The sequence below is a fragment of the Pseudomonas mucoides genome (genome assembly GCF_015461845.1).
Lineage (GTDB): Bacteria > Pseudomonadota > Gammaproteobacteria > Pseudomonadales > Pseudomonadaceae > Aquipseudomonas > Aquipseudomonas mucoides.
Genome location: NZ_JACOPW010000013.1, coordinates 1 through 26,998, shown reverse-complemented (window position 1 = coordinate 26,998; position 26,998 = coordinate 1). Strand labels below are relative to the sequence as shown.

Here is a 26,998-nt window from a genome sequence, read left to right as displayed (position 1 = left end):
ATCTAGGATCGGCAATGGCAGCACCAAATGGATTCAAAGCAGGTGACATCGCGCATTCGCTCAAGTCAAAAGCTGAGCATGCCTTTGGCTTAGCAGTTACAGATCCATTCGCGATCAAGGAAATTGAGAATCACAGGGCAGACGTCACTTATACGGTCACCGCTTCGTATACAAGCGAACCCGAGAGCCGTCAGGTTCAGTACGCGTCCGGCCCGGCTTACAAACGTGAGTACATCGGTGAGGTCCTGGCGCAGCGCCACAAACAAATATTCAGTGATGCTACCTACACCCGCAACCTCATGCAGGGGCAACTAAAGGGCAATCCCAACCTGTACCGCAGCCCCGTCTCGAAGCATTTGATCCTTCGTGATGACTCATATTGCTACAGCGTGGAGGACTGCCGGGGTTGCGGCGGATCAGGCAAGAATGATTGCTCCACCTGTAACGGCACGATGTACCACACCTGCCGCGAATGTAATGGCCAGTGCCGGATGCATTGCACAAACTGCAGCGGCACCGGGAACACCTCACACAGTCGTTATTGCCCAGGATGCGGTGGCTCTGGTGCGAGAATGGGCGACCGCTGCAACCAGTGCTACGGTACCGGCAAATCAGGTAGTCCGTGCTATCGCTGCCACGCTACAGGCACCATGACCTGCAACGGGTGCAATGGCGGTGGCAGACAGAACTGCCGGCAATGCAACCTGGGCGAGGTTCAATGCAGCAGTTGCAGGGGCGCATGTCAGCTTACGTACGAATACAACCTGAACGTCTATGCCCAGACTAAGGTGTCATACGGCTGGAAAAATCTCACTGCGCCTTGGCTTGCGCCAGCCTTAAAGGAGATGATGAACGCACCCGAGTGCAGCACCATCTTCAGTGTCGACCGCTACGAGCTTGCCAATGAGAACCCGAACGTGTTCGTCGGTACCGGCCACGTCCTAGCTGCGCAAGCAAAGGTCGGATTCCAAGGCATGAGCGGCACCTGCCAGTTCATTGGCCCGACGCTGGTCCCGGTGTTCCTGGACAATATTCTCAGCGGGGGTTTCAAGACAGCATTGGAGGGTGTGAAGGATCATAAGAACCTCAAGGCGGTATTCCAAGCATCGAGCAGCAAGATCGCTCGCGAGCTAATCACCGAGCAAGCCAAAGGCAAAGATATCAATGATTGTTCGCCAGTTCGTAAGGGAATCATCACACCGAACGACGCAACGACGTTCTCCATGGCCCGCCACCTCTCCACGCTCCATATCATGACTACCTTCAAGCAGTTCCGCTGGAGCGCCGTATTTGGTTTGGCCAACTCGATGTTCGCGGTGCTCTTCGCCTTATACGCGCTAATGAGCATCCTTCATTTGGATGCAACCAATGAGCACAGCAAAGGCGAGTGGTGTCTTGGGCTTTTTGCGATTCTCGTTGACCCCAAAGGTGTAATGGAGGCATTCATGAGCCCAATGGAATATTTCATTGACCAGTTCAGGTACGGCATCGACTACCTGCTTATCACGTGCTGGATGCTCACAGCGCTGGTCTTCAATCGTTTCACCCTGCCCCTGCTCGCACCGAGGGTGTGGGGGTGGACTTCTGGTTCATTCCTGAGGATGGGAATTCTAGCCGTGCCGAGCATGGTGGTTGTCCAGATGCTCATGGCTTTGCATCCATCCCAATTCGTGCCACTGCAGTTCTCATCGCTGATTCCGACCTTTCACGTGAATATCGGTCAGGTGTTCGTGTGGGTAGTGGTGATCACTCCGCAGATCTACCTGCTCTCCCTAACGATTTCCATCATTCGGTACAAGGCTGCCGGAATTCACTGGGGAGAGAAGATGATGAGGCTGATGCTCCAAGAGGAAAATACGAAGGGCATTCGACGGGTGTTCTTGGAGAAATCCTAAGCACGCTATCGGCACCTACGAGCACAACACAGAACACCTGAGGCCCAGCTTATGCTGGGCCTTTGGCATTCTTGGGATGAATCGCTCCCCATCAGCGGATTCGGCCGATTTTCGAAGGGCGCCGAGGTTCTGGCACACCCAAACCGCCCCGACAATGGATCCCATCAAAAACGAACTCGCCCTCTACTGGAGCCACACATGCCAACCCTCCTCGAAAACCAGCAGGCACTGACTGGTGCAGGTTTCGCCCTCTCCGATTTCAAATCGATTGCTGGTGCTGATGGGTCTCTCAAATTCACGGGGCTGGATGGGTTTGAGGTCGTTGAGACTGGCGGGGGCTGCTTGGCTATGCGTCGCAACGCAGGCGAGTTCTACATGCTTCTTACGTCGGAGTGTGGCTCAGATGTGCCCGATGAACAGGACTGGGATGAAAACCTGATCGGCATTTACCGTGAGGACGATGATTCCGAGGTCATGTGCATGTCAGCCCGCGATTTACTGGACTTGATCAACAAAGATACAAAGCCCATCGACATCGAATCTCTGGATTCATAAGCCCGATTGACGGCCTGTAGGCTGAGTACACCCCGCCTGCCCCATTCGCTATCTCGCTGGTTCTGGCACGCAGGAGCTCGAGGCATCCTGGTACCAACTTCAAAGGGAGCTCCCCATGCAACTCACCGTCAAATACACCTACGTCGAAAACATCATCCCGCCACGCTGTCGCAATCCCCGCCGCGCTCGGTTCGACGATGGACTTGAGGTTGTAAACCTCCGCGAGATCCCGCGCGAGGCCGCGCCGGTTGCAATCATCAGCGCCAGCAATAGCAGCGAGCCGCCAATCGAGTACCGCTGGTTTGACGGTCAACTCTGGACCTCCTGCAGCGTGTACGGTTGTTCGCGCCAGGCGCGCACATCGGGCGGTACTGACTACGACTACGCTGCTCCGGGGACAGAACTCTCGCTAGTGACCGACAGCGTCAGCATGAGCCGCCTCGATTTAGGCATCTTCGTTTCTGTGAGTGAGGGGAAGGTGGCCATCGCTGACTACCTTCACGGCTGGGCTAAAACCCTCATCCTCATCGATGGTCAGGTCTACCGCCCCGCAGGCGAGCCGCGCTACGTGGTGATGACCTTTGGCCTAAGCAACAACCACGGCGGTACCGCAGTGCTGTGTACTGACATCTCGAACACCAACATTAAAGAGCAATCCTATTTCTCAGTCCTGCAATTCGAACAGGCAAAGGACTATGCAAGCCGAATCGCAACAGCGCGCGGAGACACCACCAAATTCAGTGCAGATCCAGGTTATACGTTTGAGGTGCTGATCCCTGAGGCGGTTCGGATCAGAAATGACTACAAACAAGAGGCTGCGGCGTGATCGAGGGTGCGGGTACGCTCAAACGCGTAGAAAAGCCTGTTACCGATCACGTCTACATCAATCATCCGGCTGGGTTTGCTTGCCCGTGGTGTGCATCATCTAACGTGACCTTGTCCGGTACCGACTTCACATTCGGCGGGGACTTCATCGGTCAACAGACTTCGTGCGATGACTGCGCTGAGAAATGGGAGACCATCTACACACTGTCTGGCTACGGTTCCTGAACACGAGCCTTGCCGACTATCCACCGGTGGGAACCGATAGGGTGGGGATCTCGAATCCCCATCTCTGGCATGGGGCCTGTGTCTGGCTTCGACGCAAGATGGGAAATCCCCCATTCACGTTCACTATGAAAATCACAGCCCTGACCTTGGAATCGGCCCGCTGTAACGGCTAGGCATATCGGCCTCAACTAGCTCCTCCGGCAAGCCGGGGATTTTCATAGACCCGGTTTGGCTAGCCCCCTGCAAAATCGGCGTTAAACTTTGCCTATCCACTTAGACTTGGATCCAAGATGGCAAACGACAATGACGCAAGGAACGCGGATTCCATTTGGACGCCAGCAGCCGTAGCCCTGCTTGGCAGACTAACCGACAAGGAAGTGGCGGCCCAACTTCGGATCACAAAATCGGCAGTATTCCAGGCGCGCAAAGCCCGGGGCATCAAGACGAGGTCGGGGAATAAAGTGTGGACGGAAGAGCACTTAGCCTTACTGGGTAAGATGTGCGACCAATCACTCGCCTACAAACTCGGCATCCCCAAATCCACAGTTACCTCAAGAAGAACTCGAAGCTCGATCCCGCCCCTCAATGTGCCTACCGAAGCTTTCGAGCTCCCTGCAGAATATCTGACGCGTCTTGGAAAGGTCTCTGACGCAAAGATCGCTAAGGCTGTGGGTGTATCAGCCCCGACTATCAGTGCATACAGGCGAAGGCTCGGGATCGGCGCAACCGTTGAGTTTGGTCACCCCAGTGAGGAACTCAATGATCTGCTGGGTAAGGACACAGATTCTAATCTGGCCAGGCGCTTTGGGGTCACTACCGCCTGCGTTTGGCTCAGGCGCAAAAAGGCAGGCATCCCACCTTACACAGAAAGCATTAACGCTACGCGCCCAAGGGAGGTCCAGAACATATCTCACCTCGCAGAGTAACGCCGATAACGCATTAGGTTCTGGCACGCCAGCTATAACATCAGACTGGACTCATTGTAGAAGCCCCTCGAGGGCACACCCAACGATCCAGCGAGTCCATGCATGAGCCAATACACCCTGCCCCAGCGACCCGGCGAAACAGCACTTGTGCTGTGGGAACGCCTGACCGGTAAGCCAGTTGAGAGCCTCAGTTTTGGTTCGGACTTAGATGGCTTTAGCCTCTACTACGCCAACAAAGAAATCAACGCGGCGATCAAGACAGGGGACGAAGCCATCGTCACCCTGCTCATACGCTCACAGATGCCCCTCTATGCCAGAGCGGCGACCTTTCCCCTCAGTGAGTACCGGAGCGGCTCAGAACGCATATCAACCATGCTGGAGGCTATGAGCGAACTGGATGCACTGTTCGCAGATTCAGCCATAGGCAGGCTACATGATGAGTACCTGGACTATGCTCAAGGCTCACTGGCCTTCTACCGAAATCTGGACAGATCAGCACTCTCCGCTGAGACACTGGAGTTTGTCGCTACACAGGCCGGAGGTGTTGGCCTCGACGCGCTTCACAGCATCGACCGGCTGACACGCCTAATGATCAAGGACGGTGTTCCGGCCCCAGCAGGGGAAGCGAAGCTTGGACGAAACATCTACGACATCGGACGTATCGAAGACCTGCTGGTTCATGCCCACCAAATACCCACGGGGTTCTCCCTGTGTGTCATCCGAGGCAAAAGCATCGCTAGTAGTTACTTCGTCATGGTGGTGCGCACCGGCTCACGCATCCTGGCGCTGACCGACAAAGGCAAGTTCGAGCACCCTCTCCAAGAAGAACGCATGCAGGCACGCAACGATCGGTTCAACGCCCAGCTTATCGATGGCAGTCACTTTCCCTATTCCCTGCTCAAGATTCAGTGGATGGACCGGGGCCGGACAGCCCTGGAGAGTGAGCCGCGCGCAACCAACCTACCCGCCGCGGCCGGACTGCCGGTCCTGGCGGACATCAGCGAGCTGGATGACCGCGAGTTGCTCTGGCTTCAGCTGTTTATCGACCAATGCCGCGCACGCTACTTCGACCAAGGCAAGTCCGAGCCATTGCTCGCAACAGGTTCAATGTTGAGCCTCGGGCACAAACTTGCAGAGAGTGGTGATCAGCTCCCAGCGCTTGCTGGCCGAAAGCTGGATCTGGTTACACGCGCCAGCAAGGATCTGACGGCCGCATGGTTCTATCAAACTGAGCCACAGTGGGAAACGTGCGCCAATCCGAACCTCTGGATGGAAGATCGATTCGCCGCCGCAGTGCCCGCGGAATGCCTGTACATCCCTGAGACAGTGATACAGGCCGGCCAGCTCCAGATTGGCATGGATGGGCAAGGCGAACTGACCATGAACCACGGCGAGCCGGGCAAGGGGCTGTTCGTGGCTGAATTGAAGTCGATTGCGATGAACACCCTGGACACCCCGGAGCGCATCATCGCTGACGCCCACTACACGGCACGTCACAACCAGGTCGAAATTATCCGGGGCCTTGCAGCTGCAGACTACGCTCACCGGCAGATTCAAGTGCAGGAATGGTTCTACAAGGCCGTGGCCAAGAATCTGCCCGCGATCCTGGATGACCTACTGCTAGCCAACCATGCACGATTCCGTCTGCCTCGTACGGAGAGTGGCCGCCCAATGATGGGCGTGAACGGCACCAACATGCGACACATTGGGTATATCTACGAGCCACCCAGCAAGCAGCACGCCCCCGACCGCCGCGACAAGGTGCGCCTGGAGCACTTCATTGGTGTCACTAACAGAGCGGCATTTCAGTGGGATTGCTACCTTCAGCCTGGGGAGCACGTGCAGGCCAATCTGTTCATCACCGTGAGTACCGACACCATCCACGACATCAAGGTCCTTACCGGCCTTTCTCTTGCAGACATCCCGGCTGAACTTCATTCCCGAGGATTGGATATCTACACGGGGAACCACATCCTCACCCGACTGGATCCTCTAAGTAGGATTCGGAACCCATGGGCAGGTCTGACACTGAGGTTCCGCTTGCCCGTCAGCTTCAAAGCATTCAAGGCCTACCGCGCGGCGCACGGGCTTACCACGCCCACTCCCGGGGCACTTGTACAATGGGGATTGGAGGGCGGCCTAGCTTCGCACACCGAAGGGCTGACGTGCTGAGTGGTCCTGCGCAGCAGCTTCACAATCAAGCGGAAAGGAGAGGCACCCCTAACCGTTTCCGCTTCAAATAAACGGTGCTTACGCTACACCCGAGGCGCTCAGCTAGAAGCCGATCGGAGCAAGTGCCGAGTTGATTTATAGCGTCCTCAGTCCAGTCAAAGAACTTTTGATGTCGCAACAGCGGCACTTTCTTCTTTTCACGCATCCGGGCTACCGCGTTTTTAGTAAGTCCAAATCGGAAGGCGATAACTAAATCCGACTCCTTCCCGAGTAGAGCAATTCGCTCCGGTGTCCAGAAAACCCCGGCGCTATACCTCCAAGCAGGAATGCCAAGTGCGATTCGTTTGTACCTGACAGCGTGACGCGAAATACCAAGCTGTTCAGCCAGTGCGCTATCGGAAACCCCACCCAACAGTGCGATTGCCTCTGCCCCCCATTCAAATCTGTTCTCAGGCACTCAGTCCCCGATTTACTTTTAGTGTGTGTGAGCTATTTACTGGCGGATATGGGCAGCTGTGGTGATAACGAAGAATCCTTTCTCGCCAACCTCACCTTTCTTTAGTCCTAGAATCCCATCTTTGTCCCAGATGAGGCCTGGCATCTCTGTCACTATCAAGGAACCGTCAGCCTGCGCACAGGCGAGGTTTGCAACCCCCTCCTGAGCTTTTAACCGGCCATTTGTTCCTCTGGAGACCCGGATATTAAACGCACATTTACTCTCCTGTAGCTGATCCGCGACTTGGCTTGCAAGCTTAGTCATCGGGCCTTTCTCATCGCCCAAGGAACCCCAGTTCTTCACGACGCCGAAGAGTAGGTCTCCGGGAGTGCTGACGATGAAAGGGATAGGGGTGAGTGCCGGAATCGCGATCTCGTTGGTAGACGCAAATGCCGGCGCTGCGAGAACCAGCAGTGCCATTCCCCAAAATGCTTTCTTCATTGGTGATCCTTCAAACATAGGCTTTTAGAGGATGTAGCTCAGTACGGCAGTTTAACGCCCGGGCCAGCGTCATCAAGGCAAACCCCACCCTTGAAATTCCACCTGAGGAATCGATGACTGAGGCAGCGCGAGCAAGACGGACTTTATGTGCGGGCGGAAGTCCAAATGGCTCCCCGGCCGCCGTCACTTAGCGCCTTATCAGCCCAAGGTAAAGCCTGAAGCATCAAGAGCGTTTGATGGAATGTAGCGAAAGCTGGGTGCGAAAAAGGAAGCCCCCAGTTGGGTTGCAAGGCGTAGTGCCCGACTGCAACATCACCGAATTGCTTTCTACCTGGAATGGTCCAATGAGTGTGCAGGACAGCGTAACCGCCCCTAAAAGCCGGAAGGCGTTGCGGAAGGTTTTCAACACCATCGGCTTTGCCTCCGCAAGCTGGGCTGCCTACGTTGGGGGCTTTGTGGTGTGCTATGTAGCGTTAGAGCCTGTCACTGACCACATGTCGGTGATGATGCGATTCACTACGTACATGGCTGTTACGGCAGCGATTGCATTGGCTGAGCACCTGTACCTGCAACCCTGGCACGGCTCACGAATGCTGAAGAACATCGCTGAGAAACATGGACCTAAAACTAGCGCTCACATCTACGGCCTGTTTGTGAACGAAGACCCTAATAGACCCCGCATCAATATCCCCGAAATCGCCAAGCAGTACGGCGAGCGTCCATAACCTAGCCTGGGATGGTGAAGTGAATGGAGCCTGCTAAACCCGCGCTTGCGCCTTGAAAGGAATGATTGGACATGGAATGCACCTGCTGCAACCACAAGACATCGATCGTCAAATACTTCCCCGATACTGGAATCGTGGCCTGCAGGGTCTGTCAGGATCTTGGCATCGACACCCCTAAACCCACCCTCCGCGGGCTGGGATTCTTGCTGCGGTCAAAATGCGAGACCTGGCCAGAGGGGCGTCTCAAGTCGAAAGCTGCTGCACTGATCGAGCACGACCGTGCCCTGCGAAACGGTTGAAAACCTGGTCTCGTTAAGGCTTCAAAAGCAAAGCACCTAAGATCATCTTGCGAGCAGTGCACGTTTCAGAACGGGCATACCCCGCACCACGGAGTTAAACCCACCAATGCGCACCCCTTCACAAGACTTTATCGTATGGATGAACGCTGAGTTTTATTCGATGTATCGCGTCGACAAGAACCAAGCCATTTCAGCGGCTAAAAATAAGGTTAACCAGGTGCGGCCTGAAGAGCAGGCGCAATTGAGATCGACCCTTGAAGCAATGGCCCGAAAGAACAAAGGTTTTGCCAACATTTTCAACAGGCGTGAGGCATATTTCGTTGTAGGGATGGTGTTGGCTGCAATTGGCACCTACGTCGCTGGAGGGTGGGCAGCCTGCTGCGCCGTCGTGGTCGCCACCGTGGCACCTGTTGCAATGTCGTGTATCCACAGCTCCCGTAAAGCAACCGCGACAATTCAACTGATCGCAGCGCTAAAGCGATGATCGAGCGCGGCTGTTAATGTCGACGCGGTCTATCCGCCATACCGAGGCTTGACCAGAGTCTCATCCGTAGCCTGGTGACTTTGGACGCTGACTCTGAATATCTCGAAATATCCGCTACACTATAGATTATAGTCTGTCGGATATTTGAGGATATAGCATGAGCATCAGTCAGAAACGCCCTATCTTCCAACGCCCTGCGCTTGCAGAATCTCTGGCGCGAGATGTCGCCGGCGAGTCGTTTGTCGATTATAGCTCAGGCCTGTTCCTGGCCGCGCCTCGGCGCACTGGCAAGAGCACTTTCCTCAGAAACGATTTCATCCCCGAATGTGAAAAGCGGGGCTGGCTGGCAGTGTATGTCGACCTTTGGGCCAACCGCGAAACTGACCCGGCCGAACTGATAGCTGGAGTGATAGGGTCTGCCTTGGGGGAATTCGACAGCCCTGTGAGTAAGGCTGCCAAGAAGATCGGCATTGAGAAGATCAACCTGTTACGGACCCTCAGCTGGGATTTCTCAAAGCCCCACTTGCCGGCCGGTACCACCCTAGCAAAGGCGCTGGACGTACTCCACAAGGTTTCAGGCCAATTGATCGTACTCATCATTGACGAAGCTCAGCATGCCCTAAACAGCGAGAGTGGGTTGAACACCATGTTCGCTCTCAAGGCAGCGCGTGATCACCTCAACAGCGGCGTGGGGGACGACGGGCTGCGCCTAGTCTTCACCGGCTCGAGTAGAGACAAGCTGGCCAACCTGGTGCTCAAGAGCAAGCAGCCCTTCTACGGTGCCAACATCACTCCATTCCCATTGCTGGGAAAAGACTTTGTCGCGTTCGCAACGGAAATCTGGAATGCCCGCCTCGCATCCAGCAATCAGTTTAGCGTTGAGGATTTAGCTGACGCATTCGACCTTGTTGGACACCGGCCTGAGATGTTGAATCAACTCCTCACTGAGGTAAGCGTCGGTTTAGGCGAGGCAAGCAACCTGGGTGAGTTACTGCGCACAGGCGCGCTGAACCACCAAGCAGGAGTCTGGAGTGACTACGAGAGCGCCTTTAACGGGCTTTCCCCTATCCAACAAGCGGTTCTTGAGGTCATGGCTGAGCGTGCTATCAGCAAGCAGCCATTCGTGCCCTTTTCAGATCAAACATTTCAGGCCGTGAACCGTAAACTCGAATTCGCACAAGTCGACGCCAACGCCTCAACCCCGAACGTTCAGAAGGCCTTAGACGTGCTGCGGGACAAAGAGCTGGTCTGGAAGGCAAACCGCGGTGAATACGCCCTTGAGGATATCTCTATGGCTACCTGGCTTACCCGCAACTCCGTTAAGTCATAACTGAACCGCCTGTTGGGGAAATGTTAAATATTGCCCTGACAGGCTTTCGGTAGCGCTGCACCACCATCAGACACCCCAAAGCTGACTGTTCGGTTGGTGGATCTCATCTCATCAGGACAGATCCAAGATAATGAACCGGGCGTAAATCGCCGCACCCTCACAGCGGGAATGGAAATTATCGTCATTGGTAGCTTCTGGCACACATCAGTCGCTGACAACATAGGCACATCAGCTTATGGAGTGCTCGCAATGTCCGTCTACCTTTGGCCCCTCGTAACTCTTCCGGCAGTCATCACCGAACCAGGTGCGTACATCACTCGGGGCGGCGAACGCGTCACGGTAGTCCGTGCAACCCAGCGCCACAGCTTCGACTGCAACGGCTTCTATGGTGAGGATAGTGCGGCGATCGCTGAAAGCTGGCATCGCAGCGGGCGCCTCTATTCGAATGTCGAATGCATAAACGACATCGTTCGGCGGGTGTGAACCAACAAGAAACCAGTCAAACAGCCTACAAGGAAAAGGAATGGCCACCCTGACATTTTGTGACTTCGATGAGGCCCTTGAGGCCGTAGAGAGCGCACCAACAGAGGAGGCTCTTTCCGCACTAATCGACACCATCAACCAGCTGTTTGAAAGCGACTGCCTCGAGGTCACACCTCGGGACTGGGCACACCTCGCATCTGCAACTATGTTCCGCACCACACAACTTCGGGATACGGCACCGCAATAACCAGCCGCGGACAGGACAAATCATGACCAACAATATGCAAAAATGCTGGGAGTGGTTGCATGAGCGGAGTCGATTCGCTTCCGTTCAAATCGACTTCAACCGCGACCACACCTACAAACAACACCGCGCCGTTTGGCACGTTGAAGGCTTCGGCTGGTGCAACGCGAAGGGCCAAAGCTTTGAAGAGGCGGTAATGAACGCTATCAACACTCGCTTTGATACAGAAACTCTGGAATATTTCCCGGCTGAATAACAGGCCAGCCGCAGCAGCCCCTACCTGGCACCTCAGTGACCGTGTCAACTTTCCCATCAACTTCATCGCAGGTGCTTTTTGACAACGATCACATGGGATCTGAAAACCCTCAGCGCCGACACTTTGGTGAGTGACAGCGCAGCGATGGTGCAGACCGGCTACATCGCCCAACGGGATTGGTCACTGAAATCCAAGCTTTGGGTCCCAGTTAAACCCCTCACGTTTGAGCTCTCGCCTATCGTCGCCGTGGGCGCATCCGGAAACGTTCTAGTAAGCAACCTGATTGTTGACTACCTGCTTGACCGGAACCTGCCTGCTGGTACCACTAGGCCTTCAACTCCGCTGGAGGCCGATCTCGCGGCCCACGCAACGGCTATTCTTGGAATCCATAATCAGGACGCATCGTTTCTAATCCTGACTGAAAGTCACTGCTGGCGCCTCAAGGTGTTCCCCGGAAAACCCGTCGATATCAGCGACGTCACTGCCCACCCGACTGCGATCGGTGCAGGTGCCCAAGTTGCGCAGCCGTGCCTGGACGCAGGCCAAAACGGGATCAAGAGCATTATTGAAGCGGCTCGGCACACAGATTCGGAAACCAATTTCTCCATCGACTATGTTGATCGGACGTCCAGTCCCACAATAAAACGCGCGCGGCAGTCATGCACAACCCTCAGAGACCCACAGCGTCTGAATCGGGTGATTACTCGATCCATCGCACTCATCGGTGGGGGGCTCACCGCAGTGGGTGGCATTGCCTTCCAGACTGGCGGGTTTACAGGGGGCGCTCAGATGCTGTTAGTCGCGCTCAGCATGGCTGGGATCGTGGCCACAGTATCCTCGATACTCACATCTCTCTGGGACACCAAAGGAGCCAAATATCACCTGGTGCCTATTGGGGTGATGGCGTTACTGCTAGTTTGGAGTGTGAGTCAGAGCTTTCTTGAGGCACACCGGTTGACACCCCTAATCCTGCTCTACTTCCTCACAGTTTTCGCTCTGATTATGCTGCGCATAAAGTGGCCTTGGGTAAGCCGCCCGCGAAATGCGGTACATCTAGGGGCCAGCTTAACGCTGGGTAGCTTGCTCGCCGCGCTGACACTCTTTTCTCAAGCCCCCTACGACTGGCCCTTGCTTATTGCAGGCACGATCGGCGTTAGTCTTGGGTACACGGCAACTCTGCTGACGGTCAACTACATGATCCGAAACTTCTCCCGCCACCAGGTAATCATTGAGCGAATTCAAGAGAGTCAGAATCCTTAGTCAGGAATTTAATACCCCCGCTCAGGCAAGATCCTCGGACGTGCACAGCACAAGGGCTATTCGAGCAAATGAATTCAGGAAAGATATTGGCTGTGGGATGTTTCGGCGTGATTCTGATTGCCCTCGGCTTTGATATTGCAGTCACCCGCCCCTTCGCAACGATGTATTTCGTCGGTTCAAACCCCGCCTGGGGCTTTGGTCCGAGGGAGCTTGCACACTGCGTGGGGTTCGCAGGCTGCACCCTGGTAGGGTGGGCTTTGATCCGGTCGTTTTCCACGCAACGAGGCCGTCGCGCCAACCTTATGGTCGCATTGGCGGGCCTGTGTGGATTTCCTCTGTTCCTGTCATGGCCCACTTGGATGCCTTTCCAGATGGAGCATGGCTTGCGAAAGTTCATCTGCACCATCGTCATCCCTTTCTACCTCATAGGCTCAGTCATGTTGCGGCAGTATGTGAGGGACTGGCCTTCACTTACCCGGCCGACGCAAGCGGCGCTCATGAGTGCAGGAATGATGTGGATTTGGTCACTCACATGGGAGGTGGGGATCCAGCCTCACGAATATGTTTATGAAGGTCCTCCTCGGGGATACATCCAGTGGGCACAGCTGCTTTCCGACTTCGTAGGCATATGGGTCCCAGCATTGGGGTTGATTGGCCTGCGCCACCACATAGCAAACGACACCCCATCTGCGGTTTCGAAGAGCGCAGCCTTGTAGATTCCCTAGCGATCCAGAAGTGGTGCCTGCTTCTGGCACACGCAAAGGCCACCCATGATTGCTCCATTGAACAACTCAAGTCTCTGGAGACAAATTATGAACGCAGCATTCCGTGAAGCCCTCGCCGCCCGCTTCCTGTGGACGGACTACCTCGTTCTCGAAGCCATTGGAGCATCGGAACCTCAGGTCGATACCGCGTACCAGGCCGCTTGCAACGCAGTAGATGAGCTCGCTTCGAACGACGTGCTTTCCCACCGCCACTACGGCCCTGTTGCCCCTCTCCTGCTGCAGGATGTTCCCTTGCTGGAGGACCATTACAATCTCGCGTACGAGATGTATTCAGAGCTCTACTACAAGAACTATCACGACGGATCTATCGAGGTGATGCAGTCGCACTGGCTACCACCAGTCAAACCGCTGGACCTTCCCTATTCCCAATGGATGGCCGCAGTTACTCGCGCGATTGCCGATCTGATGCAAATGACCTGTGCCGAAGCCGCGGTTGCTACGTATTCCTTTGATGAGGACTTTTTCCATTCATGGAGAAACCAGGACCTGCCAGCTGTTGCAGCTGAAAAGATCCATGAGTCTTACAAGCGCCATATCGGTGGGCTGGGTGAAATCGAGCTCGAAGAGTTCATGCATGAAGTTGCCCGGGATCTTGAAGATGTCCGCCAGCAAGAAGACCACCACTTACGTTGCGATTGCACCGACCATTCTTAAGTCAGAGTCGCCGGCTAACTCCGATTCAATTCCTATGTGAGCGGCTGAATAGCTGGGGGCGGACTTAGGAAGGAAAACGGACATCCAGCAGCAGGAAATGTCCGTTCCCGCCACATCCCCAGTCAGGCACGTCGCGCAACCCCTGTGAAAGTATAGAAAAGCCGTTATCCTAGCCACGATCCGAATCCCGCTGCTGGTTACCAATGTCCAAGAATCGTGGCAACGAATACCGCTACCAGATCCTGAGGTCTGAAGCACGCAAGGCAGCCCAGGCGCTGGCGCACTCAAACGAGAACCTTAAGGCCCGGGGAATAGACACTACTCAAATCCGCTTCGATAGCATCACGCCAGTGGAGATCGAAGCCTCGGATCTTTGGGGTGATGAGGCTACCCTCTATCCTTGGTACGATGTGCATCATTGGAAGCAGGACGACACGCGCGGCTTCGATCTTTCGCTATGGTTTGGTCAGGAGCTCTGTGGGCTCTGCTACGCCACACCTAGAAAGAGCAAGATCTGCATCAAGATCGTGATTCTCGAGGGCAAGCCAGACAAGTCGCACCCCCTACGAGGTGCCGTGGCTGCGCTGGCGCTGACCGCAATCGAGAACTACGCCCTTATGATCGGTTGTACGGAGATCGAGGTCCAGGAGCCTGCAGCAGGTGCTATCCCGGTCTATGAGAGCCTGGGGTTCGCCTTCGATCCGACGGACCGGCTTGTCATCTCTATTGAGCAGTAATACTATCCACCTAAATCCCGATACCCGAGAGGTGTCTATGCAGAAGCCAAAGCACGAACCGAAACCAATGATGGCAGCACGCTTCCAAGCAGAAGCTCGTGCGGTCCTTGCTAATCGTTCCGTGAAAGCCAGCCGTTTTCTGGACGTAGCAATGTCCAAAGGCCGTGATTTCGAGCCCGTTGGCCGCCTCGCTGGCTGACAAGCATCATTGATTTCCAAAGAGCTGCCCTGACGGGCGGCTTTTTTTGTGCCTGCAATTCACAATACCCCCGGCCGGGTTCGTGGATCCTCCATAAGCATGCTTCTGGCACGCTTGCGAACGCCTCAATATTGCCCTCATTAACTTCCAAGAGTGTGGAGAGATCATGAGCAAGGCTGAAGAAAGAACAATGAAATCACTGCGAAACTGGTGGGCTCAGGGCAAGGCGACGGCCAAGCAGGTCCGCCAGTGCATGGACCTGGAACAAAAGGCTCGGGTTGAGCAGCTGAAATCCCCACTCTGAATCCCAACCAACTGGCTGTACTGGCCGGCCCCGGCTATTCAAGGTAGGAATTATGAGTAAGTTAGCAGCGCTTTTGGGCCCCGCGGACGAGAAGACGCCGTATCAGCGTGGACGTGAAGCAGGCCAGAAGGGAGACCCGGGGCCAGCCTTCCCCAATCCGGATTCGACCTGGGAAGACCGATTGTACGCCCGCGGTTGGTCACGAGGCGCAGATGATCGGGCTGGCCAACGGAGTTAGTTGCCGTCCAACAAAAAAGGGGCCCATGCGGCTCTTTTTTCGTAAAGAGGGTTCTGGCACAGGGTAAGTGGCAACAAGATGGCCATATCAAATTCATCTCATGCAAGGAATTCAATATGGCTACCGCCCACACCATCACACTCGCTTCGGGACTGGCGGTGCCTGTCGTGCAGTACAACTCGACCATCAACGGTAAAGGGTTCTACGTCAGCTTCAACGACCACGACATGTGGATCTATGGCTGCGACACCACTGCGCTAGTGCGTGATCAAATGGATGGGTTCTACATCCTCAATGGTGATCACCGTGCAGCCTACGCATCGCTTATCTCGCAAGGCTTTGAAGCGTGCATGGATTACTTCAAATCCAACATCGGGATCGCAAACAAACGTAGCGACCTTCCGCCGCAAGCCGCCTGAGCCTGATCACCCCACCCTCACGCCCGGGCTCGCCTGGGTCTCAAGGATTCAAATCATGAACCCTGGTCAGACCATGAGTATTCAATCTCTCAAAAGCAACTTGATCGGTGTTATGCCGGTCCTCGATGCGAACCTAGCCGCTGCGCACAGTGAGTACATGGCCGGCGACATACCTGCCGGTGCTTTTCACTATGTACGTTCACGTCATCTGACTGCCTGCGCAGTAGTCTCCCGCGATGACCTTGAGGCCGTAGACGCTTACAAGGCATGCGCGTTCTTAGCGATAGATCTGCGCAATGGAATCAAGGAGCTGACCGAGAGTGTGAAGGACCAGGTAGATGCTTGGTGGCAGTGTTATCGAGATGCGGGTTTTACGGAGCTTCACCCGTTTTTTGAAGCACCTATGCTGCCTTCTACGCCTATCAATTGAGCCATCTCATCAAATTCCAACCCGGTGCCAATGAGACCCGGGTTGAGTTCTTTGAAATCAGTTAGGTCTGAGTGCCGGCACCAACCTGACCAAGTCCAGCCTCCCCATCAACCTCGCGTAATCCTCTGACCACTGGCAGTAGTTCTGTGCGTCACCGTCACCCTCCCCTATCAGCACCAACTGGTGATACACAAGCCCGGTCATCATCGGCATGTGCCGGACTACTGGAGTGTGCTGCTTGCCGGAAAAATAGACCGACTCAGCAAAACTCAGAAGCTCAGATGGGTTTTGGCTTTTGCGATGCTGAGAAGGAAGGATAGTGGTGTCAATGACACACCCATTTTCCAAGGTGATCCAGGCATGAGCATTTATCGGCCGGCCTACAGGACGCCCATCCTGAAAGTCCAACCCATAGCCCCCGGCGACGTCGCGCTGCAGCTGCTCTAGGTCAAGGCCCACATAGAGGCCATCAACCAGCTCGATGTCTCCAACAGTGACGGTATGCCGGACACCCAACTCAAGCAGGATGTATGACAGCTCACGGGCGACTCTGAAGCATTTCCCTGGCAGCACGTCGGTATGCGGGAGAAACTCCGAGAAGTCACGAGCGATCGCATCAACAATCTGAGGTATGTCGATCTTCAACCCTGGAGTGATCCTCAGCGGGTAGTTCGACAATCCACCTGCAATCGCATCGGTCCGCACCATGGCTACCTTGAAAGCGTCTATGTACTCGTGCATTGGTACTTGCTCCGGCGAATCAGTGTCAATGGGCGATGACGATACAGATCGACCAAGGATCAAGCGACCCCAGCACACCATTCCCTGGGCTGGATAACGACCGCATTGGTACCCCACCTGAGGTATTGGAGGTTCGATTAGGCGTGCATTCCAAACGTTGGGGCGGCAGCCTTATTTTCCCCTTGGGAGGTTCTGGCACACTTAGTACGCCCTGATGATGGTTCCACTGTCCAAACAGACTCGGAGCCTCAACCATGAACCCAGCATTTCAAGAAGCCCTCGCCGCCCGCTTGCTCTGGATCAATGTCGCTGCTTTTGCTGGCATCGAAGGGTGCGAGGCTCAAACCGAAGCCGCCTTGGAGGCTGCCGACAACGCGGTGCACGATCTTGCGTCGAATGATGTTCTGACCTACCGCCACTATGGCCCCTGCGTGCCAGTCTTGCTTCAAGACATCCCTGAGCTGGCAGACCAATACAGCCTTGCTCACGAGCTCTATACAGAACTGCATGAAACCAACGTTAAGAGCGGATCGATTGGCAGGCTCTCAGCCAGTTGGTTGCAACCTGAGCCACATGAACACTTCTCTTACACAAGCTGGCTTGCTGCGGTCGATATGGCTATCGCTCAACTCATGGACGCTCGTGTCGGTACGGTTGCACACATTCGCCAAGGGCATTACCGCACAGTGATGCACCAATGGTCACATGGAGAGTCGCCGGTCGACACGGCAGAGGAATGCATTGATGCCTACGAGTGCAACCAGGAAATGTTGGAGGAGGAAGCCCACCGCGCGTACTGCCAGGACATTCACGACACCTATGCGTCGATTGAAGCAGATCTCTGGGCGGGATGGCGTGAGGAGTGTGAAGACCTGGGGCTTGCGGCCTAACACCGGTGGCTAGCGATTCAGTTCGTCAGACCCAATTTGCGAAACCGAATACCCAGTTCTCAGCTCATAGCTCATAGCTCATAGCTCATAGCTGGGATTCGGGCCATGCCAATCCGTCATTTTCAACGAGATGGGGGCTTCTGGCACACCGAATCCTCTACGAATATGAGGCCAATCAAATGCGACCCTTCAGAAAGGAAATATCCATGAGCGCCCACATCCCGGACTATCGCCCATCCGTTGGCCAGACTTTGTTTATGGGATACATGAACGACCAGCCCTACCTTGTGTCTGTAACCGGCTACCACCAAGACGCCCGCTTTACGAAAGAGCAGATCGAATTCACTGTCTGCAAAGACGGCAAGGCGCACAGCTCGAGCATCGATCTCTTCAAGTTCTACCCGGACGCCCCGATCGATAGTCAATTCGTCTTCTGCGTGGTGCAGACGTCATTCGATGGGCGGGAGCTTCTTGAGGTAGAAGAAGCCTACTTCTTCGATGCGACAACCGCGTTTGCGCACAAGACCAGCCTGGAATCTGGCGTGATCAAATCCCGACTGGATCTGCATGACAAAGACCGGACCTTCCGCGTACAGGTTGAGATGGTGTAAGCCTGGATACCACCGACATACTGGCCCCACAAAAGTACGGACACTGGTTGTCCCTGAATACGGATTACAGCAATGGCACGTCAGATCAGCGAATTCGAGCAGCAACTGAATAAACTCATCAATCCACTGCGCACCGCACGCTGGTCAGCGGACTACCGCTGGGATGGCTTGGAGCGCGCATTGAGTGGTCTCGGTGAAGATTATGGTGGATTGGAGTTGATCCCGGACTTCCAGCGCGGGCATGTTTGGACACACGATCAGCAAGCCCACTACATCGAAAACTGTCTGCGCGGCGTTGTACCTGTCAGCGGTTTGCTGATCCAGTTCAATAGCGCTAGCTGGAACGAAATCGCCAAAGCAGATACCGATCTCCCGCCTGGACTGCAATGCGTTGACGGACTGCAACGCTTTACTGCAATCACCGAGTTCGTCAAAGGCAACGTGAAGCCATTCGGGTTCACTGCTAAGGAGTTGATGGGCACGGCGTACAGCGCACGGAAGTTCTACGTGAAGGTCGCTGTCTATGACTTCACCAGCCGCGAGCAACTGCTAACGCAATACCTCGACTTGAACGCGGGCGGCACGCCGCATAGCGCCAAAGAAATTCAGCGCGTGCGTGAGCTGCTGGAACAAGCCAAGAAAGTCGTCGACCCCAACTAACCGGGCGAACCCTAAACCTGGAACGATGGAAATGTCGGCGATGTTTCGGCTTCTGGCACACCGCCAATCAAGGCAGCATAGAGGTATTGATTCCAGCCGAGGACACCGAAATGACCGCCCACGCTCCCATCCTGCCCGACCAGTCCCAAGCACTTTCGGGTTTCGTACGAATCTATCTTGAGGAACTGGACGGTCCAGCCCTGGACTGGGCGGTTGCTCAAGCGGCCGGGATCAAGGTTCAGATAGAGTGCCCCCAATACCAGAACCTCACACGAGCCTATCGCGTTACCTCGCGGGGCTTGAGCCTGTTCAAGCCGAGCGCAGACTGGGCTCATGCCGGCCCGTTGCTGCGCGAATACCAGGTGGCGCTCAATCCAGAGGCTCACTACGGGGCCGAAGGCACTGAGAACTCCGAGCGCTGGATTGCAAACATCTACTACAGCGGCGGCGAACAATACACCACTGAGCCTGCGCGCAATGAACTCGTAGCGCTTTGCCGTGCCGTCGTTGTCACAAAGTTCGGGGACTGGGTCAGTGTGCCAGTTGAATTGAGTGTGGCACCGGAAGCGGCGTACCCAAGCACAGACGTTGTCATGCCATAAGGCATATACCCATAAAAACCCGCAAGGGGGTTTTCAATGAGGACCCGTTGTTCTGAGGTAAATTGATAGCTTGTCCTGGGCAATATCTGGAAGAGACATGACTGAATATTCACCTACGCTTGGTACCCCGAAGCCTCCTCCACGACGCCAGCTCATCGTGGCAGCCTTCACTGGCTTTAACATGTATTTGATCGGAGGCATGGTTACTCTCGTGCATGTCCTGCCAGAAACAATTGGTCAATATCTCCTGGGGATGACCCTGCTCGTATGGGTTTTCCAATGCTCGGGCGGGCTTGTTTATGAGCTGTACTACCGCAAAGCAGCAGATCGAGCCTTTTGTGCCGCGCTGGTAGTCGTTTATGGGCTGGGCTACGTCTTGTGCATTCAGGGATCGAATCCCCAGCTCCCCACCCCGCCTCAGGGCATTTCTACTAACTTTGTGATCAGCGCACTTATCATCGTTGCACTAGGTGCGATCGCTTCGTTCCTTACTCGATGGACAGTGTGGGGAGACTTTCGCCTCCGACTCATGGGGCTTTAACACACAGAGTCCTTCACAAGGCCCGGCATATGCCGGGCTTTTTGTTGTCCGGCACGAGCAGGTGCATTCGACTCCTCAGAGCAGGTTCCAAGTAGTGCTGTTGAACCCGAACGTCGCTGCTTGGGCGGTTCTGGCACACGCAAAGCACCCTGATACTGACCCTATCGAAACACAGGTTCTAAACACATTCAGGAGTATCAAACATGAGTTCAACCGTTACCACCGGCAAACTGATTGGCGCATTCCGCGGTCAAGACGGCCAGCCTTGCTATGTCATGTTTGAGCAAACCTACGAATCGAACTGCTACCCCCACACCCCTCGCTGGAGCGCCCGGGCAATTGGATCGTCATCGCAGATGATTCGCGCGATCTTTCGTTCTGCCTCGGCCTGCGAAGGCCAATCGCTGGTAGGTGCTGGCGGACGGACAATCACGCCTGAGAGCTATATCGCGGGCTGGCTAGCAGAGATGGCCAACCCTGTCGCGATGGCCAACCTGGACATCATCCTTAAAGCTGGAAAAGAGTGGAATTCTCCGCTGACCATGAGCGCGTTCAACGACTCCAAGCCCGCGATGCAAGCACAGGGCTATGGGACACAGGTCGCGGCGCTTGAGGCCGGCGAATCCGTAGAGCTTTCCCTGTACGCGGACAGCAACCTCTTGGGCACCTTGTATGACGGCATGACTCTAGGCGCACACCGGGTTATTCAGAGCTACAACATCCCACTGAGCAACCCGCGTGACGAAAGCCTGGGCTACAAGCCTCAGAAGGCCAAGGCATACGACGTTACATCGCCGCGCTGCATGCAGGTCCGGGACAATGACAACGTCCTGATGATGGGCAGTGACGGACAGTGGCGCTGTGAGGGCTGGGCATACAGCATCGTTGCCCAGTTCGTAGCCTCGCTTTGGGAAGCAGAGGTTAAGGAGCCAGGCAGCTACCGCAAACGCATTCAGGCACTCCGAGCCTCGGTGGAAAACGCAGAGCCGATGCCTGCCACCGGCGTAAGGGTTATCGTCGACACGACCGTGAAGGTCGAAGACTACAAGCAGCGGACCATTGAGCGCTTGTTGGCGAAGGTTGAACACAGCTCTGTTGGTAAAGAAATCCACTTCGCTATGCCGCAAGGTCAGGACGAGATCTACTCCCTCACCCAGTTCCCTGCCGCAAACACGACTTGGGTCATCGACGCCAAGCCCGCGGCAAAGCCTACCCCGCAGCAAGCACCCATGGAGCAATTGAGTTTCCTGGCAGGCTGAATTCAGGTCGATCGTGCGGTGGCCAGTTACAATGCCGATCATGGCCACCGCGCATAAACTTCGGAGTGTATTCGTGAACAATCCCGCAACCACTGAACGCCCAGGTTTGAAGCTCCTCGCAATCGAAGCCAGGCCCGAGTCATTCGCTTTCCACTACAGCCGCGACGGCCGTGAGTGGGCGGTTGAACTGGGTGCGGTAGCGAGCGAGAAACTGCAAGACCTGATCAACGGCGCGTCCGACCTGGATCAAGCAACGCTCAGCGAGCTCCGCAAGTTTGGCCTCGTGGTGTTGAATCCGGATGGCGGAATTAAATACCCGGTCTCAGTGACCGAGATCGGATTCAGAACTGCCAAAGGTCTGGCCGAAATTCAAACCGCGCCAGCGGTGCCAGGCCGGATGCTCATCACAGACCCTGAGTGAGTTTATGATTACGACACAGCAACGCGAATACACCGTGGCCATGGCTTCATCCGGCAATAGCTATCTGATTCACCGTTTCTTCCACGAGGTGCTTTCAGGCGGGACGGGACAGGAATCGCATATTTACAGCTCAAAGTGCGGCAGCGTAGCTGTTCCAGGGATAGATCGGGATCCTGAGTTGGTAAAAACGTCAAAGCGCTGCAAGCGTTGCTTCAAATGAGTGAGCCCGGCACTGTCCGGGCTTTTTGTGACCTGCACTTGGACTCGCCTTTAAATCCTCAGTGAGGAATTCGCCCTAAGCTGAGGGATTGGTAGAGACGGGCGAGTTTATTCAGACCCACCCCAGACTCAGGGATGTTCGGGGGAACTCAAGCTTGCGAATACTCAGATGAAGATTAGATAAATGCCGTTGGGCACGACTGTTCAATTGGATGCTGGACGGGACTTTTCCCGGGCGTTTGAAACTCATCACCGGCCAACACTCTCTCGCAAAGCTGCTTCACAAATGCAATATGAGCTGCTTGTTTGGCCCCTTTCTCCGTCGAGTCTTTGACTCTGACCCTTACAGACCCATGCAGAAAAGCGGCCTGCATGAATATCGAATGGGTATAGACATTTTTTATCAGGCAGCGGCGCTTGATTTCAGTAAGAAAGGTGATCGCATCTGGAGCGCGGGGTAACGTGTTGATGACGTGGGAGCAGACCTCCGCATGGGTTGCTAGATCCGGCACCACATCTGCGATGTAATCCAAAGCTACTGAACTGCGCGTCATCAAGGCATGACGCAAAGCGGTTTCACTCACAATCTCACATGATTCAAAGTCGAAGACCTCAGCATTGGTCGGAGCTATACGGCCACTACGATTCCCGCGCCTGGTGTTTGAAGCCGAGCCTTCTGGTGAACCATCAAGCCCGATTTCGTACATGGATCTACTTTCTAAAAGATTGCTCACTCAAATCTACCTTCTGAATCGAACAGCCTTGTAGCACGGCGTTTTTGACCCAGGCAATCCAATAACTGCAAGGATAAATCCGAGCCCAACAATTTAGTTCATTTGCGGTGAAAGCCTGAGGTTCTGCCACAACGAAAATGGCATCAGCATGTGATCATCTAGTCCAATGACTCATGAGTACAACCAATGAAATCCACCCTGACTTCGGCCGCAGGCCTGCGCTTCGTCAAGTTCGACATCGAGCGCTGCATTCGTATCGTGACTGAGGACGGCGAACATTGCCTGCCGATTGACCCTCGGCAGTGTGAAGACATTCTAGCGCCGATTGCCCTGGATGGATCGTTGAGCATCGGAGACCACCAGCGTTTGAATCTCATCACCATTGAAATTGGTGGCGCTTCCTACGCGGCTATGGACACCATCGATGGGGAGCTCTACCAGCGGGCTGCCAATGCAGAATCCGACGATTACTCGCACATCTTCTCAGAAGGTTCGTATGGAGGCGTCGTGTGGCGCGTTGTGGGCTACCTCTCCAACCGTCCTGGCGATGCCTTGCAGCTGAACAGCGGTAATGACGAAGCAGGCGTGCGGGCAGCCCTGGGCGCTTTCCAGTCGCTTCTTTCGCCAGCACCTGCACCCTCCCCAACTCGTGTGGTAGTGGAACTCTCCGATGGCGGCTTGGTGGGCATACATAGCCAACAACCTGTCGAGGCCATCGTTGTGTGCTTCGACCACGAGGATGAAAGCAATGGAAGTGTCAGCGAACAGGCACAGTGGTTCAAGGACAATGCCGGCAAGACTGCGGCGATCTGGCATCACCGCGACAATGCAACAGAGGAGATGCAGGCCTTCTTCGCCAAGGCAGCAGAGCGCTCCACCGCCCCAAGTTGAAACTCTGACCGCTGGCCCACCAGCGCCGGTATTCGGCAACTATTGTTATCGTCGAATTCCGAGATGTCGAGCGCGGTACCGGGCTAGAATCCACTTAACGCGTACTGAGGAGAACCCAATGCAAATTCAACCCGAAACAACGTATCGGTTCACTAAGAGCGGCAACCTTGTCCGCACCAAATCACCCACTGACTACGGCGGACGTGGCAACTGGGTTGTTGCCCGCATCGACACCGGAAAAGAAATGATTGTGCCGGGACGTGCTCTGATCGATCCCGACCATCCGGATTGGTCTTAGGGAGCGCTGGAAATACAGAGTGTGCCGTAGGTTCTGGCACACTCAGAGCGACCTCACAATGTGTCCATCATCCAGCGGACACCATCGAGGTCATCATGCAAGGTAACATCAGCTACCGCCCTTCCCCTTTCCCAATTGCCACTAAAGCCACCAACGGTTTCCGAACGCTGGCTGAACTCTGCACCTTGTGGAATGTGCTCAGCGCCGTATGCCTGACTGATGATGGTGCTGAACTGGACAATTCCTTTCTGCACTTCGACAAGGGAGACGACGTCGCCGATGTCTGGCACTGGTTTGAGCAGCAGAACCCCTTGTTCGTAGCAGCGAGTGCTGGGCAGCACATCGGCGATGACCATCCATTCCGCACCTTGGGATTGGTCGAACAGGCCCTGGCCCACGTCGCAAGCATTCACCCTTCCGTCACGCAAGTCGTCTACGGCGATGATCTGCGCTGGCGCTACTCGGCGAGCGGGGGCGCACCGGTAGCTTTCAATCGCACTGAAAACATCAGCCTTCTCGAAGACGCTGCTGATGAAGCATTCGACCGTGCACTGCAGAACGTGGTCCTCACCTTGGGCAAGGTTAGCAGTAGCTGACTGCCGGCACCTCCTCGCGGTGTACGTGCTTCTGGCACATGATAGTTGCCCTCACGATGAGAACTCATAACCGAGCTCACAAGAGGGCCACTAGATGAACACCCCACGAACTATTCCCGCAGCGGGTCTGCGATTCACGAAGTTCGCCATGGAGCGTTGCCTGCACGTTATCTACGACAGCGGCGAGCACTACATGCCCTTGGACGCCCGCCAGCGCGAAGAGATCCTTGCCCTGGTTGCCAATGCGACCAGGCTGACTGATGAAGACGCCGCCCGCCTGGCGCTCATTCACTGCGAACTTAACGAGACCATCAGTATCGTGCTGGATACCCTGGACAGCCCCCTGTACGCGCTGGCCAGCGACCCCAACGATCTTGAGCACATGCTATCAACTGGTCATTACGCCGGTGTCGTATGGCGCGTGGTGGGCTTCCTGTCTGATACCCCGGACGAAGCCATTCAACTCAACGTCGGGACCTGTGAGGCGAGCGTGCGTCAGGTGCTGGAAGCATTCGAATCCTTGGTTGAGGCAGCAACTGCCCCAGTCCGCCTTGTGGCAGATGTCACTGGTGGCGCACTGCACGGCATCTATGCCGAGCGACCGGCGGAAGTGGCATTCATCAGCCATCACCGTGACGACCTGGACGAGGAGCAGGTCCGGGAAGGCTACACCGCCACCAATGGCCAGCCAGTGGCTATGTGGCTGCAAGACTCTACTGGCGGCGAGAAAATCGTGGTTGACCACTACTTCACCGAGCTCAAGAAATCCGCGCAACGGAGCGCGGCGGCTTAAACTGGGCATTCGTCGCGCCGGCGTCATGCTGGCTATCTCCGGTGCCGCTGGATCAACTGGATGCAGTGGCACCCAATTCTGAATTATGAGGGGGCATCTTGGCTGGGGAAATTTCTGTAACGTTCGGCTTCTACTTCTGCGTAGAGCCACAAACGGTTGAGGGCAAGCAAACTTCCAGCCTTTACGACCTGGTCGAACCAATTGATGAGACGTTGGCTGGACGCTTCTTTCAAGCGGAAGATGAAAATACGAGTCGTTATGCATACGGTTGTGCCAGCGGGTGGTTCGGGCAGGAGATGACAGGCACAGGTAATCTGCCTGCCGGGGACCGCTGGGCAGACTTCAAAGTCCGCAACGGGGATTTCGAAGCGCTCAAGAAGGAGTACCAGCGCTTCATTGAAGACGACAACGTTATTCAATTGAAAGCGTTGATGGATGAGCACTATGGACCGGACTCCTACGAGATCCGCCTGGGATCATTTGCCGGTCAATCGTTCTAAGCCACTTCCTCACTTGATATGCACCCCGGGCTGGTATGGCCGGGGCTCTGTCGCCGGCTATCCAATCCCAGGGTTATCACCGATACTCGTGGCCATCTGCCCTACAGCACTTGTAGCGCGCATCTAACGAGTGACGGATCACCCATGACCACGCTGGCCCGGGGGCGCAAAACCACCCCGACTTCCAAAGCCAAGCCAAAGAAACCAACGGGACGGTTGAGCCGCGCCCAATACGCTGGTTACGAGGCATGGCTTCAATTCAAAGTGGCTTACGTTCTCTATCTGGATGAAAGCACCAGTACAGCAGACCACTCAGAATACGCTCAGTGGTTCGACGGGGGCGTACTGGGCTCGCGTGCGTTTCACCACGACGCTCAAACCCTCACCTCGACAATCAACTTCTCCAGCCTCATCACTTCCCGGCCCGACACCGTCATCGAGGAGGATTTATCAACGCTTCCTACGCACCTGTACGCCCTGGACGTTGAAGACATAGCCGACTTTACGGGTGATGACGTCGTGCAGGCCTGGGAGAGCCGTGCCCACTCTTGTGGCTCACAAGAAGCTGCGGCCGAGATGTTTGCCCTCTACAGGGTGTTGATCGGGGACGATGAGTTTTATGCCGGCGCAACCACCTACCTTTACCACCCAGACGTATTGGCCATCTTCACCCCGATCGCCGAGGCAGAAGCGACAATTCAGAAAGTGTTGGTCGATCTGGAAGCGGCACACGTGAATCGCCCCTGGTTTCGTAGACACCTCCAAGCCTCATAATGAGGCCCAAATAGGAGGTGCCATGAGTCGTCAGCGTTACCCCGAAGAATTCAAGATCGAAGCGGTCAAGCAAGTGACCGAGAAAG

32 protein-coding genes are annotated in these 26,998 nt (G+C 55.3%); 29 read left to right on the top strand and 3 right to left on the bottom strand.

From position 1 onward, the window contains the following. The first annotated feature begins 14 nt into the window (after nt 1-14). The 4 genes from H8F22_RS31735 (at nt 15) to H8F22_RS31720 (ending at nt 6,598) form a co-directional block, all read left to right on the top strand. On the top strand, nt 15-1,895 hold the full coding sequence (locus H8F22_RS31735; RefSeq protein WP_153045992.1) for a hypothetical protein: 1,881 nt from the start codon (nt 15-17) through the stop codon (nt 1,893-1,895). 198 nt (nt 1,896-2,093) lie between these two features. Continuing rightward, nucleotides 2,094-2,450: a hypothetical protein gene (locus H8F22_RS31730; protein ID WP_194941118.1), complete on the top strand. Its 357-nt coding sequence runs from the start codon at nt 2,094-2,096 to the stop codon at nt 2,448-2,450. Nucleotides 2,451-2,565: 115 nt separating this feature from the next. Continuing rightward, nucleotides 2,566-3,276, top strand: coding sequence for a hypothetical protein (locus tag H8F22_RS31725; RefSeq protein ID WP_194941117.1), 711 nt, complete (start codon nt 2,566-2,568; stop codon nt 3,274-3,276). Between the two features lie 1,252 nt (nt 3,277-4,528). Beyond that, nucleotides 4,529-6,598, top strand: a complete 2,070-nt coding sequence (locus tag H8F22_RS31720) for a hypothetical protein (protein WP_194941116.1) — start codon at nt 4,529-4,531, stop codon at nt 6,596-6,598. A gap of 493 nt (nt 6,599-7,091) precedes the next feature. Here the strand turns inward: H8F22_RS31720 and H8F22_RS31715 are convergent, their stop codons facing one another. Next, nucleotides 7,092-7,535, bottom strand: a complete 444-nt coding sequence (locus tag H8F22_RS31715; RefSeq protein ID WP_078466084.1) for a hypothetical protein — start codon at nt 7,533-7,535, stop codon at nt 7,092-7,094. 236 nt (nt 7,536-7,771) lie between these two features. On the opposite strand from H8F22_RS31715, the gene H8F22_RS31710 reads away from it, so the two are divergent. The 12 genes from H8F22_RS31710 to H8F22_RS31655 all read left to right on the top strand — a co-directional run bounded on the left by H8F22_RS31710 (nt 7,772) and on the right by H8F22_RS31655 (nt 16,382). Further along, on the top strand, nt 7,772-8,260 hold the full coding sequence (locus tag H8F22_RS31710; protein ID WP_194941115.1) for a hypothetical protein: 489 nt from the start codon (nt 7,772-7,774) through the stop codon (nt 8,258-8,260). Between the two features lie 405 nt (nt 8,261-8,665). Further along, nucleotides 8,666-9,043, top strand: coding sequence for a hypothetical protein (locus H8F22_RS31705; RefSeq protein WP_194941114.1), 378 nt, complete (start codon nt 8,666-8,668; stop codon nt 9,041-9,043). 163 nt (nt 9,044-9,206) lie between these two features. After that, entirely contained in the window at nt 9,207-10,373 is a 1,167-nt protein-coding gene (locus tag H8F22_RS31700; RefSeq protein WP_194941123.1) for an ATP-binding protein, read from the top strand. Between the two features lie 249 nt (nt 10,374-10,622). Beyond that, nucleotides 10,623-10,856, top strand: a complete 234-nt coding sequence (locus H8F22_RS31695; RefSeq protein ID WP_069553527.1) for a hypothetical protein — start codon at nt 10,623-10,625, stop codon at nt 10,854-10,856. A gap of 40 nt (nt 10,857-10,896) precedes the next feature. Next, nucleotides 10,897-11,103 (top strand): hypothetical protein, encoded by a 207-nt coding sequence (locus tag H8F22_RS31690; protein WP_078466079.1) that lies wholly within the window; start codon nt 10,897-10,899, stop codon nt 11,101-11,103. A gap of 22 nt (nt 11,104-11,125) precedes the next feature. Further along, nucleotides 11,126-11,356 (top strand): hypothetical protein, encoded by a 231-nt coding sequence (locus H8F22_RS31685; RefSeq protein ID WP_078466078.1) that lies wholly within the window; start codon nt 11,126-11,128, stop codon nt 11,354-11,356. A gap of 78 nt (nt 11,357-11,434) precedes the next feature. Further along, entirely contained in the window at nt 11,435-12,616 is a 1,182-nt protein-coding gene (locus tag H8F22_RS31680) for a hypothetical protein (protein WP_078466077.1), read from the top strand. Between the two features lie 812 nt (nt 12,617-13,428). After that, nucleotides 13,429-14,055 (top strand): hypothetical protein, encoded by a 627-nt coding sequence (locus H8F22_RS31675; RefSeq protein WP_078466075.1) that lies wholly within the window; start codon nt 13,429-13,431, stop codon nt 14,053-14,055. A gap of 203 nt (nt 14,056-14,258) precedes the next feature. After that, a complete protein-coding gene (locus H8F22_RS31670; RefSeq protein ID WP_011923042.1) occupies nt 14,259-14,792 on the top strand; it encodes an N-acetyltransferase in 534 nt (177 codons plus the stop codon). Between the two features lie 365 nt (nt 14,793-15,157). Further along, nucleotides 15,158-15,295: a hypothetical protein gene (locus tag H8F22_RS31665; RefSeq protein ID WP_169904023.1), complete on the top strand. Its 138-nt coding sequence runs from the start codon at nt 15,158-15,160 to the stop codon at nt 15,293-15,295. Nucleotides 15,296-15,649: 354 nt separating this feature from the next. Then, nucleotides 15,650-15,952 carry a hypothetical protein gene (locus H8F22_RS31660; protein WP_169904024.1) on the top strand — a complete coding sequence of 101 codons (303 nt, stop codon included), beginning with the start codon at nt 15,650-15,652 and terminating at the stop codon, nt 15,950-15,952. 55 nt (nt 15,953-16,007) lie between these two features. After that, nucleotides 16,008-16,382 (top strand): hypothetical protein, encoded by a 375-nt coding sequence (locus H8F22_RS31655; RefSeq protein ID WP_169904025.1) that lies wholly within the window; start codon nt 16,008-16,010, stop codon nt 16,380-16,382. A 57-nt stretch (nt 16,383-16,439) separates the two neighbouring features. Here H8F22_RS31655 and H8F22_RS31650 read toward each other — a convergent pair whose 3' ends face one another. Next, the gene (locus H8F22_RS31650) at nt 16,440-17,123 is read right to left on the bottom strand and encodes a hypothetical protein (RefSeq protein ID WP_169904026.1); all 684 of its coding nucleotides are present in this window, start codon (nt 17,121-17,123) and stop codon (nt 16,440-16,442) included. Between the two features lie 254 nt (nt 17,124-17,377). On the opposite strand from H8F22_RS31650, the gene H8F22_RS31645 reads away from it, so the two are divergent. The 7 genes from H8F22_RS31645 (at nt 17,378) to H8F22_RS31615 (ending at nt 22,107) form a co-directional block, all read left to right on the top strand. Next, nucleotides 17,378-18,013, top strand: a complete 636-nt coding sequence (locus tag H8F22_RS31645) for a hypothetical protein (protein ID WP_194941113.1) — start codon at nt 17,378-17,380, stop codon at nt 18,011-18,013. A gap of 206 nt (nt 18,014-18,219) precedes the next feature. Beyond that, nucleotides 18,220-18,624: a hypothetical protein gene (locus H8F22_RS31640; protein WP_169904028.1), complete on the top strand. Its 405-nt coding sequence runs from the start codon at nt 18,220-18,222 to the stop codon at nt 18,622-18,624. A gap of 72 nt (nt 18,625-18,696) precedes the next feature. Next, the gene (locus H8F22_RS31635; RefSeq protein WP_194941112.1) at nt 18,697-19,284 is read left to right on the top strand and encodes a DUF262 domain-containing protein; all 588 of its coding nucleotides are present in this window, start codon (nt 18,697-18,699) and stop codon (nt 19,282-19,284) included. 110 nt (nt 19,285-19,394) lie between these two features. Then, nucleotides 19,395-19,886, top strand: a complete 492-nt coding sequence (locus H8F22_RS31630; RefSeq protein ID WP_169904030.1) for a phage protein NinX family protein — start codon at nt 19,395-19,397, stop codon at nt 19,884-19,886. A 97-nt stretch (nt 19,887-19,983) separates the two neighbouring features. Continuing rightward, nucleotides 19,984-20,427 carry a hypothetical protein gene (locus tag H8F22_RS31625; protein ID WP_181082269.1) on the top strand — a complete coding sequence of 148 codons (444 nt, stop codon included), beginning with the start codon at nt 19,984-19,986 and terminating at the stop codon, nt 20,425-20,427. A 203-nt stretch (nt 20,428-20,630) separates the two neighbouring features. Further along, nucleotides 20,631-21,686, top strand: a complete 1,056-nt coding sequence (locus tag H8F22_RS31620) for a hypothetical protein (protein ID WP_181082270.1) — start codon at nt 20,631-20,633, stop codon at nt 21,684-21,686. A 73-nt stretch (nt 21,687-21,759) separates the two neighbouring features. Next, nucleotides 21,760-22,107 carry a hypothetical protein gene (locus tag H8F22_RS31615; protein WP_169904034.1) on the top strand — a complete coding sequence of 116 codons (348 nt, stop codon included), beginning with the start codon at nt 21,760-21,762 and terminating at the stop codon, nt 22,105-22,107. A 395-nt stretch (nt 22,108-22,502) separates the two neighbouring features. Here the strand turns inward: H8F22_RS31615 and H8F22_RS31610 are convergent, their stop codons facing one another. Further along, entirely contained in the window at nt 22,503-23,060 is a 558-nt protein-coding gene (locus tag H8F22_RS31610; RefSeq protein ID WP_169904035.1) for a hypothetical protein, read from the bottom strand. A gap of 186 nt (nt 23,061-23,246) precedes the next feature. On the opposite strand from H8F22_RS31610, the gene H8F22_RS31605 reads away from it, so the two are divergent. The 6 genes from H8F22_RS31605 to H8F22_RS31580 all read left to right on the top strand — a co-directional run bounded on the left by H8F22_RS31605 (nt 23,247) and on the right by H8F22_RS31580 (nt 26,912). Beyond that, entirely contained in the window at nt 23,247-23,951 is a 705-nt protein-coding gene (locus H8F22_RS31605) for a hypothetical protein (RefSeq protein WP_169904036.1), read from the top strand. Nucleotides 23,952-24,069: 118 nt separating this feature from the next. Then, on the top strand, nt 24,070-24,249 hold the full coding sequence (locus tag H8F22_RS31600; protein ID WP_116827117.1) for a hypothetical protein: 180 nt from the start codon (nt 24,070-24,072) through the stop codon (nt 24,247-24,249). A 95-nt stretch (nt 24,250-24,344) separates the two neighbouring features. Next, nucleotides 24,345-24,845, top strand: coding sequence for a hypothetical protein (locus H8F22_RS31595; RefSeq protein WP_169904037.1), 501 nt, complete (start codon nt 24,345-24,347; stop codon nt 24,843-24,845). A gap of 94 nt (nt 24,846-24,939) precedes the next feature. Then, nucleotides 24,940-25,638, top strand: a complete 699-nt coding sequence (locus H8F22_RS31590) for a hypothetical protein (RefSeq protein WP_169904038.1) — start codon at nt 24,940-24,942, stop codon at nt 25,636-25,638. A gap of 98 nt (nt 25,639-25,736) precedes the next feature. Beyond that, nucleotides 25,737-26,138, top strand: a complete 402-nt coding sequence (locus H8F22_RS31585) for a hypothetical protein (protein WP_169904039.1) — start codon at nt 25,737-25,739, stop codon at nt 26,136-26,138. Nucleotides 26,139-26,282: 144 nt separating this feature from the next. Then, complete coding sequence (locus tag H8F22_RS31580; protein WP_194941111.1) at nt 26,283-26,912, top strand: hypothetical protein; 630 nt, start codon at nt 26,283-26,285, stop codon at nt 26,910-26,912. The last annotated feature ends 86 nt before the right edge of the window (nt 26,913-26,998 follow it).